General features: G+C 70.9%; 15 protein-coding genes. 4 read left to right on the top strand and 11 right to left on the bottom strand.

Annotation, left to right across the window (positions count from 1 at the left end; translation table 11 throughout):
• Positions 1-82 precede the first annotated feature (82 nt).
• Positions 83-547, top strand: a complete 465-nt coding sequence (locus tag ACZ60E_RS20910; protein WP_469442235.1) for a GNAT family N-acetyltransferase — start codon at positions 83-85, stop codon at positions 545-547.
• 40 nt (positions 548-587) lie between these two features.
• On the opposite strand, the gene ACZ60E_RS20905 is transcribed toward ACZ60E_RS20910, so the two are convergent.
• A complete protein-coding gene (locus tag ACZ60E_RS20905; protein WP_384813871.1) occupies positions 588-722 on the bottom strand; it encodes a hypothetical protein in 135 nt (44 codons plus the stop codon).
• A 221-nt stretch (positions 723-943) separates the two neighbouring features.
• On the opposite strand from ACZ60E_RS20905, the gene ACZ60E_RS20900 reads away from it, so the two are divergent.
• On the top strand, positions 944-1,570 hold the full coding sequence (locus ACZ60E_RS20900; RefSeq protein ID WP_469442234.1) for a class I SAM-dependent methyltransferase: 627 nt from the start codon (positions 944-946) through the stop codon (positions 1,568-1,570).
• A gap of 57 nt (positions 1,571-1,627) precedes the next feature.
• Here the strand turns inward: ACZ60E_RS20900 and ACZ60E_RS20895 are convergent, their stop codons facing one another.
• Together ACZ60E_RS20895 and ACZ60E_RS20890 are read right to left on the bottom strand one after the other, a co-directional pair.
• Positions 1,628-2,161 (bottom strand): ribonuclease FAU-1 family protein, encoded by a 534-nt coding sequence (locus ACZ60E_RS20895; RefSeq protein WP_469442232.1) that lies wholly within the window; start codon positions 2,159-2,161, stop codon positions 1,628-1,630.
• Positions 2,142-3,071, bottom strand: coding sequence for a GNAT family N-acetyltransferase (locus ACZ60E_RS20890; RefSeq protein WP_469442231.1), 930 nt, complete (start codon positions 3,069-3,071; stop codon positions 2,142-2,144). The genes ACZ60E_RS20895 and ACZ60E_RS20890 overlap by 20 nt, the downstream gene beginning before the upstream one ends.
• Before the next feature lie 71 nt (positions 3,072-3,142).
• On the opposite strand from ACZ60E_RS20890, the gene ACZ60E_RS20885 reads away from it, so the two are divergent.
• Positions 3,143-3,523 (top strand): GntR family transcriptional regulator, encoded by a 381-nt coding sequence (locus ACZ60E_RS20885; protein WP_384813860.1) that lies wholly within the window; start codon positions 3,143-3,145, stop codon positions 3,521-3,523.
• A gap of 285 nt (positions 3,524-3,808) precedes the next feature.
• Here ACZ60E_RS20885 and ACZ60E_RS20880 read toward each other — a convergent pair whose 3' ends face one another.
• Complete coding sequence (locus ACZ60E_RS20880; protein WP_384813857.1) at positions 3,809-4,903, bottom strand: DUF5925 domain-containing protein; 1,095 nt, start codon at positions 4,901-4,903, stop codon at positions 3,809-3,811.
• A 187-nt stretch (positions 4,904-5,090) separates the two neighbouring features.
• On the opposite strand from ACZ60E_RS20880, the gene ACZ60E_RS20875 reads away from it, so the two are divergent.
• The gene (locus ACZ60E_RS20875; RefSeq protein WP_469442230.1) at positions 5,091-6,509 is read left to right on the top strand and encodes a GH39 family glycosyl hydrolase; all 1,419 of its coding nucleotides are present in this window, start codon (positions 5,091-5,093) and stop codon (positions 6,507-6,509) included.
• A 100-nt stretch (positions 6,510-6,609) separates the two neighbouring features.
• Here ACZ60E_RS20875 and ACZ60E_RS20870 read toward each other — a convergent pair whose 3' ends face one another.
• From ACZ60E_RS20870 to ACZ60E_RS20840, 7 genes are all read right to left on the bottom strand, one after another.
• On the bottom strand, positions 6,610-10,566 hold the full coding sequence (locus ACZ60E_RS20870; protein WP_469442228.1) for a lipopolysaccharide biosynthesis protein: 3,957 nt from the start codon (positions 10,564-10,566) through the stop codon (positions 6,610-6,612).
• Positions 10,559-11,368, bottom strand: coding sequence for a polysaccharide deacetylase family protein (locus ACZ60E_RS20865; RefSeq protein WP_469442226.1), 810 nt, complete (start codon positions 11,366-11,368; stop codon positions 10,559-10,561). The genes ACZ60E_RS20870 and ACZ60E_RS20865 overlap by 8 nt, the downstream gene beginning before the upstream one ends.
• A complete protein-coding gene (locus ACZ60E_RS20860) occupies positions 11,365-12,393 on the bottom strand; it encodes a glycosyltransferase family 2 protein (RefSeq protein WP_469442225.1) in 1,029 nt (342 codons plus the stop codon). Before ACZ60E_RS20860 ends, ACZ60E_RS20865 begins: the two co-directional genes overlap by 4 nt.
• Positions 12,390-13,256, bottom strand: coding sequence for a glycosyltransferase family 2 protein (locus tag ACZ60E_RS20855; protein WP_469442223.1), 867 nt, complete (start codon positions 13,254-13,256; stop codon positions 12,390-12,392). Before ACZ60E_RS20855 ends, ACZ60E_RS20860 begins: the two co-directional genes overlap by 4 nt.
• A 367-nt stretch (positions 13,257-13,623) precedes the next feature.
• Positions 13,624-14,718: a GNAT family N-acetyltransferase gene (locus tag ACZ60E_RS20850; RefSeq protein ID WP_469442294.1), complete on the bottom strand. Its 1,095-nt coding sequence runs from the start codon at positions 14,716-14,718 to the stop codon at positions 13,624-13,626.
• 19 nt (positions 14,719-14,737) lie between these two features.
• Complete coding sequence (locus ACZ60E_RS20845; RefSeq protein ID WP_384816421.1) at positions 14,738-15,184, bottom strand: hypothetical protein; 447 nt, start codon at positions 15,182-15,184, stop codon at positions 14,738-14,740.
• Between the two features lie 333 nt (positions 15,185-15,517).
• A complete protein-coding gene (locus tag ACZ60E_RS20840) occupies positions 15,518-16,726 on the bottom strand; it encodes a S8 family peptidase (RefSeq protein WP_453795225.1) in 1,209 nt (402 codons plus the stop codon).
• Positions 16,727-17,010: the final 284 nt, after the last annotated feature.

Here is a 17,010-nt window from a genome sequence, read left to right as displayed (position 1 = left end):
CTGCTGGGAGCGGGTGCGGGCGATCCTTATGGTGCCGTTAAGGGAGTGCTGAGACTGGGCTCAGGTAGGTACCGTTCCTGTCATGGCAGACAGTGCGCGGGAGGCGGGGATCCGGCCGGCCGTTCTCGCCGACACGGCGGCCGTGCGGGCCGTGACCGATGCGGCGTACGGCCCCTACGTCGAGCGGATCGGTGTCGTGCCGCAGCCCGTGCGGGCGGACCACGCGGCCGAGATCGCCGCGGGGCGGGTGTTCGTCCTGGGGGAGCCGGTGGTGGGGCTCGTGGTGATCGAGGCGCACGAGGGCCATCTGTTCCTCGACAGCGTCGCCGTCCGCCCGGACGCCCGCGGTCAGGGCGTGGGACGGCGGCTGCTCGCCTTCGTGGACGCGCACGCGCGGGCGCTGGGACTGCCCGAGGTCAGGCTCTACACGAACGCGCTGATGTGGGAGAACCAGAGGCTCTACCCCCGGTACGGGTACGAACTCGTCGAGCGCCGCGTGGACGGCCCCTACGACCGGCTCCACTACCGCAAGCGGCTCGCACCCTGACCGTCTGCGACCCGGCCCGGGGGCGTCTGCCCCGGCGCGCTCACCCGTCCGGCCACCAGGTGCGATGGATGTCCTTGCGGACTTCCGGGCGCTCGGCCGGGCGCTGGTCGGCCTCTTCCCGTACGCGACGGGCGTCCGACTTCTTCAGGGGCTTCTGCATGGTCATGCGGCGCATAGGGGCCTCCCTGCGGCTGGTCTGCCGAGTACCGCGTTCTCACGGAGTCAGACCATTTCCGGGAGGGTGACTCATCGGAGGCCAGTTGTCAGTGGCGGCTGTCACGTTTCATCAATGAGTCCACATGTCGGACATCTTGTCGGTTTGTGTGAAGGATGGGCCCGAGTGGGGCCCGAACCGGGGGTCGGCCCGTTGTCAGTGGCGGGTGCCACTCTGGGTGCATGACGAGTGACAGCACTGGCAACAGCACTGGTGGAGAGCGGTCCGGCGTCGACTGGGACGGGGAGGCCGACACCTTCGACGACGAGCCGGACCACGGACTGCGGGACCCCGCCGTGCGCGAGGCATGGGCGGCCAGACTGCGCGGCTGGCTGCCCCGCGGCCCCTCCGACGTCCTCGATCTGGGCTGCGGCACGGGCAGCCTGTCGCTCCTCGCGTCCGAGGCGCGGCACCGGGTCACCGGCGTCGACCTCTCGCCCCGCATGGTGGGACTGGCCCGCGCCAAACTGGCCGGACGCGACGCCGCGTTCCTGGTCGGTGACGCGGCGGCCCCGCCCGTCGGGGAGCAGCGCTTCGACGCCGTCCTCGTCCGCCACGTGCTGTGGACGCTCCCCGAGCCCGGCCGCGTCCTGCGGCTCTGGCGCGGGCTCCTGCGCCCCGGCGGACGGCTCGTCCTCGTCGAGGGCGTCTGGGGGACGGTGAGCCCGGTCGGCATACCCGCCGACCGGCTGACGGCCCTGCTCGCGCCCCTCGCCGAGGACGTGCGCGTGGAGCTGCTGTCGGACGACTCCCGGCTGTGGGGCCGGGAGGTCGATGACGAGCGGTACGCGGTGATCGCGGTGCCGTGAGGGGCGGACCGCAGGGCTACGGAGCTGCGGGGCTACAGGGATGCGGGCCTGCGGTGGCTAGGTCAGCAGTGCCTCGAAGTCGCCTTCGCGGGCGCGGAGTTCGAGTTCGTCCAGGGCCGCCCGCGCTGCGGACGCGGCCCGTGGATCGGTGGTCTCCAGGCCGCTCGCCGCGAACTCGTCCTCGTCGAGGCGCAGTACGGTCCTGCCGTCGGCGGAGCGCCACAGGTCCAGGTCGAGATCCTCGCAGACCACCTCGCCCGGGGTGACGTCGGCCGGGGTGACCTCGGCCGGGCGGGCGATGTCGCAGTACCAGCCCTTGAGCGTGCCCTCGGCGTCCCGGACCTCCTTCACCGCGTACCAGCGGTCACGCCAGTAGTGCTCGGTGAAGACGTCGCCGGGCTCGAAGCGTACGAAGCCGAAGTCGCGTACACCTGCTCCCGCCCAGGTCGCGCGGACGACGACGTGTGTCCCGTCGTCGTGGAGCAGGTCGGCCGGGTACCGGATCTTCGTACGGCCGGACTTGACCAGGACGATGTCCACGGTGACCGGAGTGGCGGACCGGGCCGAGGGATCAGCCGAGTTCGCGGACATGCTGTACCTCCGTGGCGCAGATCTCGTAACCGAACCACTTGTTGATCGCGAGCATCGGGCCGTTGCCCGAGTCGTTGCCCGTGAACGCCTCCGTGAAGCCGGCGGCGCGGGCGCGGTGCAGGGAGTCGGCCTTGGCGAGCTTGGCGAGGCCGCGTCCGCGGTGGGCGCGGGCCGTGCCGGTCATCACCGTGCCGTACCGGGTGCGGCCGTCGGTGCGGGCGGCGCTGAACGCGGCGGGCCGGCCGTCGACGACCGCGACGGAGGTCAGCTCCTGGCTGAGGAGGGGGTGGTGCCAGGTCTCCTTCAGCCAGGCCTCGTAGTCGGTGAACTCGTGGGCGATGTCGCTCGGTTCGTCCGCCAGCGTCTCCGCGTCCAGTTCGAAGAGGGGGCGCGGGTCGTCGGCGAAGTCCGCGGCCGTGCGCAGCTCCACGCCCGCGGGCGCCTCCGGGCGTGGCGGCAGCGGGTTGTTCGCCAGGTCGAGACGGAGGAAGTGCGCGGAGCGGCTCGCGTGGTAGCCGCGCCGCTCGGCGAAGGAACGGTTCGCGGGCTCGTCGAGGACCCAGGCGAAGAGCTTCCGCGCGGACACCTCGGCGAGATGCGCCTCCGCGGTCCGTACGAGCAGCGAGCCCGCGCCGCGGCCCCGGCGCTCCGGGTGCACGTACACGTTCAGACAGGCCTGGCCCGGCTGCGGGCTGTCGTACACCACGCCCGTGTTGGCCGTGCCGATGAGTTCGCCGTCCTCCTCGGCGACCAGCGGCCGGAAATGCGCGTCGGGGTGGGCGTGCGTGACGTCGTGGAGGACGGACTCCGGGGTGGAGAGCATGTAGGGGAGCGCCAGACGCCGGATGTACGAGAAGCCTTCGGCGTCCTCGGCATCCTCGGTGCGGAGGTCGCGGACGATCACAGTCATGGAATCGCACGCTACGCGCGGGGTGCGGCAGGCCGCCTCTCATTTTCCGGCGGGTGCGGGACAATCACCGGGTGACGTTGAAGATCGACATCGATGACGGTACGGGGGTCGCGCCCTACGAGCAGGTGCGCGCCCAGATCTCCGAGCAGGCGAGGGCCGGGATGCTGCCGGTGGGGTACCGGCTGCCCACGGTGCGGGGGTTGGCCGAGGAGCTCGGGCTCGCCGCCAACACGGTCGCCAAGGCGTACCGGGCGCTTGAGGCCGACGGGGTCATCGAGACGCGGGGGCGCAACGGCACGCTGGTCGCTGCCGCGGGCTCGGCGGCGGATCGTACGGCCGCGTCCGACGCGCAGGCCTATGCCGAGCGTGTGCGGCGGCTCGGGCTGTCCGAGGCCGCGGCCCTCGCCGCGGTACGGGATGCGCTGCGCGCGGCTTATGGGGAGTCCGGCTGACGGGTGGGGCGCGGCCGTCGCCCCACCGCCCTGCCCGGCCGCCCAGGCCGACCGCCGCGGTCGGGTCCCGGGCGGCGGCCGGTGGCCGTGGCCTGCACGGACCGAGCGGGCAGACGTGGATTCGGCACCGCCGGGATCCGCCGCGGTGGTTGCTCGCCGTCGCGGCGGGGGTTTGGGCTGCGCCTGTGCAACGGGTGGTGGGTTGGCGTGCCTTCCATCTGCGCCGCGGTGGTTGCCCGCCGTTGCGGCGGGAATCCACCGCGGTGCTGGTGAGTGGGTGAGGGGCTAGAGGTACAAGCCTGCCTCCGTGTCCGTCCGTTGGTCCGGGACCGATGTCGGTGTGGTGCCTCTGCGCAGGGCGTACAGCTCTGCCAGGGTTGCGCCCTCGCGGCCCACGCCCTCGTCCGTGCCCAGCCAGGCCGTGGACTCCCGGCGGGTCAGCGGGCCGACCTCGATGCGCGCGAGGCAGCGGCCGGGGCGGACCACCGCGGGGTGCAGGCGCTCCAGGTCCTCGTTGGTCGTGACGCCCACCAGCACGTTGCGGCCCTGGCCCAGCAGTCCGTCCGTGAGGTTGAGCAGCCGCGAGAGCGCCTGCCCCGCCGTGTGCTTGGCCTCGCCGCGGATCAGTTCGTCGCAGTCCTCAAGGAGGAGCAGCCGCCAGCGCCCCTTCCCCGAGCCGTCCTCCTCGCCGATGGCGATGTCCATCAGATAGCCGACGTCGGAGAACAGCCGTTCCGGGTCGAGGACGCAGTCCACCTGGCACCAGTCCCGCCACGAACGCGCCAGCGTACGCAGCGCCGACGTCTTGCCCGTGCCCGGCGGACCGTGCAGCAGCAGCAGCCGGCCCGCGATGTCCTCGGGCGTGGTCTTCATCAGCCCGTCCATGGCGTCCGCCACCGGCGCCGTGTAGTTGCCGCGCACCTCTTCCCACGTACCCGCCGAGATCTGCCGGGTCGTGCGGTGCGGGCCGCGCCGCGGGGACACGTACCAGAACCCCATGGTCACGTTCTCCGGCTGCGGTTCGGGCTCGTCGGCCGCGCCGTCCGTGGCCTGGCCGAGGACCTTCTCGGCGAGCTCCTCGCTGGTCGCGGTGACCGTCACGTCGGCGCCGCGGTTCCAGCGCGACACGAGCAGCGTCCAGCCGTCGCCCTCCGCGAGCGTCGCGCTGCGGTCGTCGTCGCGGGCGGACCGCAACACCCGGGCGCCCGGCGGGAGAAGGGAGACCCCGGACCGTACGCGGTCGATGTTCGCGGAGTGCGAGTGCGGCTGCTCGCCCGTCGCGAAGCGGCCGAGGAACAGCGCGTCGACGACGTCCGACGGTGAGTCGCTGTCGTCGACGTTGAGCCGGATCGGCAGCGCGTCGTGCGGGTTGGCAGACATGCCGACATGATCCGTCACGGGGACGCCCCGTGCATCCGGTTTCCGCGTTGCGTCCACGCGCGTCCCCATTGGTGTCCTCCTGGGGTCCACGGGTGTCCGCGAGCGGGTCCGGGCGCCGTCCTGTTACAGAGCTGTGGTGTTCCGGAAGCTGTTCCGCCGCTGACGCCCGAGGTTACTGTTGTCCTTGATGGCACGTCATGGGTGGAATTCGGGGGCTCGGCGGTGGCGCTTCACCGCTCTGCTCGGCGTGGGTGTGGCCGCTCTGGCCCTGGTCCTGACCCTGATCCACACCCTGCCGGGAAGCGCGGGGAGCGAGGCGGGCACGACCCGCGACGGCGGCAGGGTGCACGGCACGCCGTCCGTCCCCCCGGCGCCGAAACCGGAAGTGGGCTGGGGGTTCACCCACACCCAGTACAGCGCCGACGAGGGCAGCTCGGCCGCCACGGAGCGCGTGGAGCAGCGTCTCGGTGAGCAGTCCCCGCCGCAGATCCAGCACATCATGGGCTGGGGCGCGGACAACCCCGAGCCGGTGAAGGGGCGTTACGACTTCGAGGCGATGGACCGCCGGATCGACTTCGTCCGCGAGACGGGCGGCACGCCGGTCGTCACGCTGTGCTGCGCGCCGGACTGGATGAAGGGCGGCAAGCCCGGCGCCGACCGGACCGACTGGAGCCAGGCAGCCCTGGAGACGGCTCCGGACCGCGCCCACTACAAGGACTACGCGGCACTCGCCGCGACCGTCGCCAGGCGTTATCCGGACGTACGCCACTTCATCGTGTGGAACGAGTTCAAGGGTTTCTGGAACGACTCCGCCGCCCGCTGGGACTACGAGGGCTACACGGAGTTGTACAACCTCGTCTACAAGGCACTGAAGAAGGTCGACGAGGACATCGAGGTCGGCGGGCCCTATCTCGTGATGGACAGCCTCGACCCCCGCCAGAAGGAAGACGCCTCCCCGACGGTGAAGGGCAGTTGGGGCGCGATGGACCAGCGGGTCCTCGACGCCTTCGACTACTGGAACAAGCACAAGGCCGGCGCGGATTTCGTCGTCGTCGACGGATCCGGTTACACCAGGGACGACGAGCTGCTGCCGGACGAGTTCGCGGCCACCGCGAAGTTCACGGCCGTGAGCCGGTGGGTCCGGTCGCGGACCGGTGATCTGCCGCTGTGGTGGGCCGAGTACTACGTGGAGCCCGCGGACGCCGACGACGCGCGGGACGGGTGGTCCGAGTCGCACCGGGTCGCCGTGCACGCGGCCGCGTTGATCGCCATGGTGCGGGGCGGGGCCACCTCCGGCTTCTACTGGAATCCGGAGACGGAGAAGGGGGGCGGGTGTGCGGGGTGTCTGTGGACGCCCACGGATCGCTCCTCGGGGGGTGAGCCGTTGCCGATGCTCGGCCTTCTCTCCCGGTTCGGGGCGGAGTTCCCTCCCGGGACGCGGTACGAGTCGGTGGCTGTCGCCGCGGACGATCGGGCGAATGTGCGGGTGCTGGCGTCCGAGCGGGTTGTTCTCGTCGTGAACACGTTGGGGCGGGGGATCAGTGCGCAGGTCGACGGGAAGCGGTTCGCCATGGGCGCGTATGAAGTGAAGTGGGTTCGCCGGTAGGGGGCGGGGCGGGGCGGGCGTCGGCTGGGGCTGGCCGCGCAGTTCCCCGCGGCCCTGAAAGCGAAAAGATCGCGCCGTTCCCCGCGCCCCCAACGGCGGTTCAGGCCATCGTCAGGAATCTCTGGATCAAGGACGCCACCAGCAGGGCCAGTAGCGGCAGGGCGAACCAGAACGTCGCCTGCAGCCAAAGGTGCTGGCGCACGCTCGGACGCGCACCCACCCGTACGACCTCCCGCGTCGTGAGCAGCGCGATCAGCGCGACCGCCGCGAGCGCGCCGACCACCGACCAGGGCGTCCACGTCACCTGCGGACCGATCGGGCCGGGGTCGGCCTTGGCGACCTTGCCGCGCGGCTGCTGCCGCAGCGCGTACAGGGACACGTCCTCGTTCACGAAGACCTTACGCAGTTCCTGCCGCGCGTCGAGGTTGCGGATGAGCCGGTACTCGTACGTCTTCGAGTAGCCGATGTCCAGCTGCAGGTACGTCACCTGGCTGCGGTTGATCATGAGGTACGAGTTCGGGCCCGCGTCCTTGAGCGACTTGACCAGGCTCGACACCAGCACGGGATCGGCGGGTGCGAGCGTCGGTACGTAGTTCACCTTCTCCATGTCCCGGGTGCCCCACGGCATCGCGGGCGTCACGTTGTTGACCGTGTCGTTGCTCAGCCACAGCACCCGGACGGTCGGCCTGTCGTGGGCGTACACGTACTCCATGGCGGCGACCTCGCCCGGCCTGATCCGCTCGAACGGCTCGTTGCCCCAGCGGGCCACCAGGAAGCCGCCCATCAGGACGAGGCCCGCCATCAGCGCGGCGAGCGGTGCGAGGCTCACGCGGTCCTTGTCCCGTTCGTCCGCGGTGACGCCGGTACGCGGGAAGAGCGCGAGACCGGCGAGCAGGGCCGCGCCGGGCAGGGCGAACATGAAGACGCGCAGCGCCATCTCGCCGCCGTACGACTGCAGGCCGAAGCCGAGGAACGGGACGAAGGTGAGGACGAGCAGCGACCGTTCGCGGTACTTGTGGTCGCGTCGGCGCCACCAGCCCCAGCTGGCCAGCGCGAGCACGCCGCCGGCCAGTGCCACGCGCGCGTAGAGGACGAGTTTGTGGGACGAACTGCCCTCGCCGATACGGCCGGAGACCGAGGACGAGACGTTGTCGCCGACTCCGCCCACCCCGCCGAACAGCTCGCCGAAGTGTCCCGACCAGTACGGCTCGGCGAGGAAGCCGATCCATACGCTGACCACGACGGCGAACAGGATCGGCAGGCCCCGCAGTTCGGAGCGGCCGATCAGGACGAGGACGGCGAGGACGCCCAGCATCACGAACGGCGTCAGCTGGTGGGCCGGCACGGTCGCCATGAACAGACCGATCAGCACCAGGAGCAGCACGGCCCGTTCGCGCCGGCCGGTGGGCTCGACCTCCAGTTCGCCGGGCCGCATCTTCGTCCACAGCACCCGTGGCGCCCGGAACCACACCAGGAGGATCGCCACGAAGACCAGGTAGAGGAGGTAGGTGAAGCCCTGCGGGGAGAAGTAGTCCTGGCCCACCCAGCCGCTGAGCACGAAGATCCAGATGCCGGTCCACTGGGCGCGCCAGCTCGCCCGCATATGGCGTACGAGCAGGAACAGCGGTGCCAGGTACAGGAGTTGCATGGCCGTCGGCCACCAGCGGATGACCTCGGTGAGATCGTCGACCCCGCATGCCTTGGACAGGAAAGCGGCTGCCGCGAAGAAGCCCGGCCAGCTCCAGCGGGCGTCCAGGTCGGGCACGGCCGAGCCGGTCCGGTCGATGTGGTCGATGAAGCCCAGGTGCTGCCACGCCGTCGCGAACCGCGGTTCGGTCTCGATCACGGCCGGCAGCGCGTGCAGCGACACCACGGTGGCCAGCAGGGTGACCATGAGCAGCGCCTTGTGCTCGCGCCCCAGCCAGAGCAGCGAGGCGAACACCAGGACCAGCAGTCCGGCCCCGACCAGGGTCGGTGTGGGCAGGACGGAGATCAGGCCGAGCCCGTCCATCCGGTCGAGATCGCGTTCCCCGAGCCCGGACACCGGCACCCAGTACAGGACGAGCGCGGCCGTCAGCAGCGAGCCGAGCAGTACCCCGAGGCGGGTCGGCCGCAGCCGCCGCCATCCGGCGGCCGGCGGCTCCGCCGGTCCGGGCCCGTCCGCCTCCCGTACGGCTCCGGACGCGCCGCCCGTGCCGGACGCTCCTGCCTCGCGTACGCCCTCCGGTTCCTCGGCGAAGCCGCCGACCGGTGGGTCGAAGGGGGCGTCCACCTCGATCTCGGACGGGCTGAGGGAGGTCTCCGAGCCCGGTTCCCGCCGCTCGACCGGCAGACCCAACTCCGTTCGTGACGGCGGCGGTTGCGGGGGAGTCCGGGGCGTTTTCAGCGCCCAGGTCGGCCGGTGGTCCGGCCGGGGCCCCGAGGGGCGGCTCGGCCGGTCGACCGCGGGTATGCCGGCGGGCGGTGTCCCGGGACCGGGCCGTACGTCCGGCCGCCGCTCCAGATGGTCGAAGTCGAGCTGGACACCGAGCGCCAGCGTGTCCGTGTCCAGGCGCTGCGCCCAGGCCGGACCGCGCCCCTTCCTCGGCCCGGCCTTCCTGGGCCCGTCCGGCTCGGAGCCGTCCTTGTCCGGGCCGCCCTGATGCGGACCGGGCACCTCGCGGGCGCCCAGGTCCGCCAGGTCGCCGTCGGACGCCGTGTCCCGGGGAGCTTCCTCGGGCGGCGCGGTCATGACGATCCGGTACAGCCGGGGAGCGGCGAGCATCACGATCACCGCGAGGCTGGAGATCTCCGCGACACCCGCGCCGGTCAGCCCCATGCGGGGCAGCAGGATCACCGTCAGGCCGAGGACCAGGACGCACAACAGGCCCTGCAGCCAGGCGAGTCCGGCGGTGCGGCTCTGGGCGCGCAGCACCGCGAAGTACGTCTCCATGACGACCCGCAGCACCGCGCCGACCGCGAACCAGCGCAGCAGCGGCGTCGCCGCGTCCGCGTATCCCTGGCCGAACACACCGAGGATCCAGGGCGCCCCGAAGAACAGCACCCCGGCCACCGGCAGCATGATCCAGGCCATCCGGCGCAGCGCCGCCCGGGTGTTCGCGGCGAGCCGTGCCGGGTCGTGCGAGCCCTCGACGGTCAGCGAGGCGCCCATGTTGATGGCGAGCAGGTTGACCGTGCCGCCGATGGTGGTGGTGATGTAGAAGTACGCGTTGTCGGCGGAGCTGACCTGCGCGGCGACGATCACCGGGACGAGGTAGACGACGGCGAGCGAGAACAGCGAGCCCGTGTAGTCGCCGGCCAGGAACCGTCCGATCTCCCGCAGGGTGGGCGGCTCGGCGCCCTCCGCGGTCGCCTTCACATGCCGGGGGACCAGCCGCCGGAACACCAGCCAGCCCAGCGGCAGCACGGACACCGCGATGGCCGCGACCCACGACACGAAGACACCCATGGTCGGGATCGCCGAGGCGAACGCCACGAGCAGCGCCAGCTTCACCGCCGAGAACACGGTGTTGCCGACCGGCACCCACAGCGCGCTCCGCAGCCCCGTCAGCACCCCGTCCTGGAGGGTCAGCACCGACCAGGCGACGACCGACAGGACGAAACAGAGCCCGATGAGCGGGTCGTGCAGGAAGCGGTACGAGGATCCCCAGAGCCCCAGCGTGAGCAGGAAGACGCCCGCGGCCAGCGCCACGACCACCGAACTGCCCACGTAGGTACGGAGGATGAGCCGTCCGGTGCCGCGGCCCGCCACCGGGATGAACCGGGCGAGGGCGCCCGTCAGCGTCACCGCGGTGAGGCCCGCGAGGAGTTTCATCGCGGCGATCGCGGCGGAGCCCTGCCCGACCGCGGACTCGGAGTAGTACCGGGCGGCGGCCAGCCAGAAGCCGAGCCCGAGGACGGCCGAGATACCGGTGTTCAGCATCAGGGCGTAGGCGTTCCGGAACAGCTGGCTGCCTCCGGACGACGGACCGAGCCCGGGCAGGCGCAGGCGCCGCCCGGACCGCTCGGGTGGATCGGGCGCGGGGGTGTCGGCTTCGGCCGTGGTCGTGTCAGACACGGGAACGGATGGCCTTCCGGCGAACCTGTCGTGCTCTGCGGACCATGGAGTACCCCTTGGTGAGGGCACGGTCCCTGGCGAAGATACGGGCGATCGCGCGGCCCTCGACGAGCCGCTCGAACTCCTCGATCCCGGTGCTGCGGCGCACGGTGACCCGCCGCAGCGCGTACGGTCCCTGGCGGCGCCGCGCGAGGGCGTTGCCCACGGCGAGCGACTGGGTGAAACCCGCCTCGCGCACGGCCCGGCGCACCCGGCGGCTGGAGTAGCCGTACGGGTACGCGAACGAGGCCGGGAGCACGCCCAGTTCGGCGGCGATGATCTCCCGGCAGTGCCGCAGTTCGTAGCGCAGGGCGTCGTCGGGCAGCTGGTCCAGCTGCGGATGCGTATGGCTGTGGCCGCCGATCTCGACGCCGGACGAGGCCAGTTCGCGCACCTGGTCCCAGTCGAGCATGACGTCGAGGCCGCCCCCGGTGTCGTACTCCCCGCGCAGCCAGCCCGTCGACGCGAACAGCGTGGCCGCGAAGCCGTGCCGGGTGAGCACGGGCAGGGCGTGCCGGTGCACGCCCACATAGCCGTCGTCGAAGGTGATCAGTACGGGTCGCTCCGGCAGCGGTGCCGAGTCCCGCCAACTCTCGGCGAGGAGCGCGGTGTCGACCGGGGTGAAGCCCGAGCCGCGCAGCAGCGCCATCTGTTCGGCGAACGCCTCGGGTGTCACGGACAGCGTGCGGGTGGCGTCGTTCGGCGCCTTCGCCACCGCGTGGTACATGAGGATCGGCACGCGTGGCTCGGGTGATCCACTCATGGTTCGGCCCCCTCGTTCCGCTCGATCGGGAGCGCGGAGAACGTGGCTTCGCCCCTGCGCGCCCGGACGCTCCCGAGTGCGTACCCGCCCGCCGCCGTCACGACTCCGGCGACGATGGCGGCGGCCCGGCCCGCGCCGCCGGGGCGGGCGAGCAGGGCGTCGCGCAGCCCGCGCGCGACTCCGGCGGGCAGTACGCGTGTGGTGTAGCGGCGCTCCGACTCAAGCCCCTTGCCCGCGCCCACGCTCCGGGCGACCAGGGCCTTGGACAGGCCTTCGGCGTACGTACGGGTGCGGAAGTAGGCGAAGTGCTCGCGGGCCTCCGGCACCCGGTGGTGGATCACCGCCCGGTCGTCGATCAGCAGGACGGCGTCCGGCCGGGCGCGGGTGAGCCGGATGCACAGCTCCGTCTCCTCGCAGCCCAGCGGGCGCCTGTCGCCGTCACGCCCGATACCGGTCGCGAAACCGCCCGCCGCGTCGAAGGCGGTACGGCGGAACGAGGCGTTGCCGCCGAGCACGTTGCGCACCCGGACCCGGCCGGGCGGCAGACCCCGGTACGTGCAGCCCACCACCCAGTCGAACTCCGCGGGGAACCAGACGGGCCGGCGGCCCGACGCCCAGATCGGCATCGTCCGGCCGCCGACCGCCATCACCCGAGGATTCGCGTACCCCTCGGCGAAGTGGCGGAGCCAGTCGCGCTCGGCCACCGCGTCGTCGTCGAGGAAGGCGATGACGTCGCCGCGCGAGGCGGCGATACCGGTGTTGCGGCCCGCGGACAGGCCACGGGGGCCCGCGTTGGCGAGCACCCGCACCTCCCCGGCCCCCCGGCGCTCCCCGTGTGCGTGCTCCCCGCGTTCCTCGTACTCCTTGGACAGCCGGTCCAGGAGCGTCCGGTTGTGATCGACGACCAGCAGGGTCTCCCGTGCGGGCCGGGACTGCGCCCGCACCGAGGCGACCGCCGCGAGAATGTCCTCCCAGCGGTCCTCGGTGTAGACACAGATCACCACTGAGATGTCCGGAGCGCTCAAGACGTCTCTCCCGCACCGGAGTTGAGCGTGACCGCGTGCGGGCGGCGGCGCAGCGACCGCCGGTTGGAGCGCTCCTTGAGGATCACCTTGAGCACCCGCAGTCCGTCCCGTACGGCCCGCAGATTGCTCGCGCCGTGGATGCGTACGTACTCGTGGCTCGGTATCTCCTGGACCTTCAGCCCCGCCTTGACCACCCGGATGTTCATCAGGGTCTCCACCTCGAAGCCCGTGCAGTCGAGGTCGATCTTGTCCAGACAGTGCCGCCAGAACGCGTTGTATCCGTAGCAGAGATCGGTGTAGCGCGCGCCGAACTTGCGGTTGACGATCGTGCACAGTGCCCAGTTGCCGAGCTTGCGGATCGGTGTCATGTCGTCCGTGCCTCCGCCGTTGGCGAACCGCGAACCCTTCGCGAAGTCGGCCCCGGAGACCAGCGCGGAGACGTAACTGACGATCTCGTGACCGTCGGCCGAGCCGTCCGCGTCGACCATCACGATGATGTCGCCGGTGCACGCCTCGAAACCGGTGATCAGGGCGTCGCCCTTGCCCTTCCCCCGCTGCCCGACGACCTTGACGTCGGGCCACAGTTCGCGGGCGACCGCCACGGTGTCGTCGGTGGAATTCCCGTCGACGAGCACCACTTCGTGAATCCATGGCGGAAGCGTCTTGAAGACGAACGGGAGATTCTCCGCCTCGTTCATGGCGGGAATCACGATGCTCACCGGAGGTGCTATGGCCAGGTGAGTTGATATGGGCCGATAGGTGCTGGCAGTGATCTGACCCTGAAACTGACCTTGAATCTCATTCTGGATCTGATCTTTGATCTGATCTTTTCCCGAATCCGCCGGGCGCAGAAAAGAAGTCATTGAGTCTGGTCCCTCTCGTCCGGTGGACCGCCCGCCCCTGGGCGGTCCGGTTCTTTGTCCGGTTCGAAAGGGGGGTTTCTCACTCACGGCATGCCGAAATAGAGCTCCGTCCATGCCGGGTGAGCTGGCATAACTGGCCGACTGTCTGGGTCGGTCTCGCGGCAGTGCTCGGCACAATTGCGGTCACCGAGCACGGCACCCCCCTACCGCGCCCCGCGCCGGGCCCTCGTCGCGATCTTGAGCCCTCCCCTAGATCGCATATGCACTGATGGACCGATGCGGGTGAGATGTACGACGGTATTGATGATTGAGACGCTATGGCAAGACCTGGAACATGGCCTCACGTTTTTGTTGGTTTGGCCGTTACTCAACCGCCCGAACGGATCTTCCCCATCCGTTTGAGCATTTTGTCGGCCGGCTCGAACAACTCCGGCCTCCCCAGCACCGCATTGCGCAGAGCACGGACGGGGGCGCGTCGCGCCCGGTGTCCGAACGCCACGGGATGGCGGCGCGCAACCCACCCTTCGGACACGGTGAGTTCCCGTGTCTTCAAGGAGTCCTTGTATTCCTTCTGGCCCCGGCCGAGATCCAGATGGGCGATGCCGTCGGCGGCAGCCGCCTCGGCCATGCGTAAATGCAGGATCAGGCCCGGGGAGTATTTCGAGAACTCCGGGTCGTACGCGGGGAACCAGCACGCCAGCACCCGTTCGGAACGCAGTCCGAAGTGCGCGGCGACCGGCCGGCCGTCGGCGTAGAGCACCGACAGGAGCCCGGCGAACGACTCGGAACGACTGTGGAAGAGCTGCTGCGCCAGCCGGGCGATCCAGTCCTGCGCGAAGCGGTCGCTGCGCCCGGTCCTGCGGTACTGCGCCGACTTCCAGCGCATCAGCGTGCTCAGCACCTCGGGGTCGCGCTCGTCGTGCACGTACCGCACGTCCGGGTGGTCGCGGCCCAGCCTGCGTTCCTTGGCGAGCGTGGTGCGGGTGAACTTGGGTGACCGGGCGCGCAGTTGGGTCAGATACGCCTCGTACCCGCGGTCGACGTCGATGACGGGGGACGGGAAGGCGCCGGAGGCTCCGGCCTCGAACGGCGCCTGCCCTCCCGCCAGATGGTCGAACTCCCACACGGAGAGCCCGCAGGCCCGCAGCAGCTCGCGGGCGTCCCAGCTGAAACCGGGGCGGTGGACCAGCCCCTGGCAGTCCGAGATGCCCAGGCCGATCGCCCGGCCGACGCCCGCGGCGGTGGTGTGGAAGGGGAAGAACGCGGCGGGTTCACCGTTCTCCCTGATGACCGCGATCCGTACGCCGCGCCGGCAGCGGCCCACGGCCAGCGTGAACTCCGGGGACAGGAACGGGTTCGCGAGCTCCGGTGTGTCGTGCAGATGGGCCTTCGACTGGAAGGCCGTCCATGCCGACCGGTCGGCGGAGGTCAGTTCACCGGGGCGGTACACGCTGATGTCCACGTCATCCACGTCGTCCACGTCAGGAAGCCCGTCTTCTCGCCGTACGGCCGCGCAGGCGCCGTACCAGGACCAGCAGGAGAATGAGGGAACTGAGTGCGGCCACGGCCGCGATTCCGCCCGGGACCGACCACCGGTGCACGGCGAGCATGCCCTGGGCGACCAGAAGATTGACAGCTGTCGCTGCCGACAGGGACGCCAGGACGCGGCCGACCGGTTCCAGGTTCCGCAGGGCGATCGCCACGGCGGCGGCGGGGGCGGCGAGCAGGAAGAAGAGTGTGAAGGGGGCGCGCAGGGGGGAGTCGATGTCGGCGAGGGCCAGTACGGCGCCCACGCCGGCGATCGTGGTGGCCGCTCCCGCGAGCAGGGGGAGCAGGTCCCTTTCCGGGGTTCGCGCCTGCCGTAACCGCTCGTCGCCGTCCGGGTCGGGCGGGTCCGATGATGATGACTTGATACCTATGGTCTGCATGGGCGACTTGCCCCCTGAAGCGCCGGATGCCGGGCTTCAATGTCGCGCAGCTGTCCGGGAGCAGTCAAGCCCTGTGGCGGCTGCCGGCGCGTGAAGGGGGGTGTCATTTGCCCGAGCGCCGGTGGGGGCTGGCCGCGCAGTTCCCCGCGCCCCTAGAAACCAAAGACTGCGCCGTTCCCCGCGCCCCTGAGAGGCGTGCGCCTCAAGACGAAAGACTGCGCAGTTCCCCGCGCCCCTGAAGGGGCGCGGGGAACTGCGCAGCCCGCCCCCACTGGGGCGCGCGTGGGGGGAGGGCGGGTGGCCCCCGTCTTTAGGGGCGCGTGAGGGGAAGGGTTACGGGACTATCTTCAGGAGGCGGTTGGGGGAGCCTGTGCCGGGGGACGTGACCTTGCCTGTGGTGGCGCCGTTCACCAGGGCCGTGGCTACCTGGGCGGGAGTCGCCGAGGTGTGACCGGCCAGGTACACCGCCGCCGCGCCCGCGACATGCGGCGTGGCCATCGACGTACCCGAGATCGTGTTCGTAGCCGTGTCGCTCGTGTTCCAGCCCGCCGTGATCGACGACCCGGGCGCGAAGATGTCCAGCACCGAACCGTAGTTCGAGTAGCTGGCCTTCGCGTCCGTGCTGGTGGTCGCGCCCACGGTGATCGCCGCGGCGACCCGCGCCGGCGAGTACGACGAGGCGTTGGCGCTGCTGTTGCCCGCCGCCACCGCGTAGGTCACCCCGCTCGCGATGGAGTTGGAGACCGCCGTGTCCAGCGTGGAGGACGCGCCCCCGCCGAGCGACAGGTTGGCCACCGAGGGTCCGCTGTGGTTCGCGGTCACCCAGTTGATGCCGGCGATGACACCCGCGGTGGTACCGGACCCGGCGTTGTCGAGCACGCGGACCGCCACGATGTTCGCCTTCTTGGCGATGCCGTAGGTCGAGCCGGCGATGGTCGTGGCGACATGCGTGCCGTGACCGTTGCCGTCGGAGGCGACCGTGTCGCCGTCCACGGCGTCGTAGCCGTAGCTGGCCCGCCCGCTGATCTGCGAGTGCGTGATGCGTACGCCGGTGTCGATGACGTACGCCGTCACCCCGCTGCCCGCCGAGTCCGGGTAGGTGTACGTGCCGGAGAGCGGCAGTGACGCCTGGTCGGAGCGGTCGAGACCCCAGGGCGCGTTGGACTGGGTGGTGTCGCTCGCCCGCACGGTCTGGTTCTGCTCGACCGCGGCCACCGACGGGTCGGCGGCGAGTCTGCGGGCCTCGGCCGCGGAGAGGTTGGCCGAGTAGCCGTTGAGCGCGGCGCCGAACGTCTTCGCGACGGTGCCGCCGTACCCCTTGATGAGGCTCTTGCCCTGGGCCGACGAGGCCTTGAAGCCGGCGCCCTTCTTGAGCGTGACGATGTAGCTGTCCTTGACGGCGGTGGGGGAGTCGGCCGCCAGGACCCGGCCCTCGGCCGGCGCGGCCTGGGCGGGGAGGGCGGTGACGGCGCCGAGCAGGGCGGCGGTCACCACGGAGGTCGCCGCGGCGATCCGGATCTTCTTGCTACGCAGCTGTGCCATTACGAGGGATTCCTCCTCATAGGCGGCGCGCGCCTGGGTTGGGGCGCGCGTCTGTGGGGGGTGCGCACGTGATTGCGCGCACAGCCAGGAGCGTCGCGTTCCGCTACTGGCCGAGACATCAGCGTGATCGGTCTACGGGCGTAGCTCAAGGGAGTTGAGGGTATGTCACATGTCTGTCATGAGCACGCAATCGAACGTGTGGTGAACGCCAGGAAGAACTACCTGCCTGACCAGAAAAGTCTTGGCATGAACGCTTCCTGGCGACACGCGCGGCTGGTACCAAA

The organism is Streptomyces sp. NPDC102514, assembly GCF_055584525.1.
The sequence above is the reverse complement of the archived record's forward strand: the minus strand, read 5'-3'. Positions and strand labels throughout refer to the sequence as shown.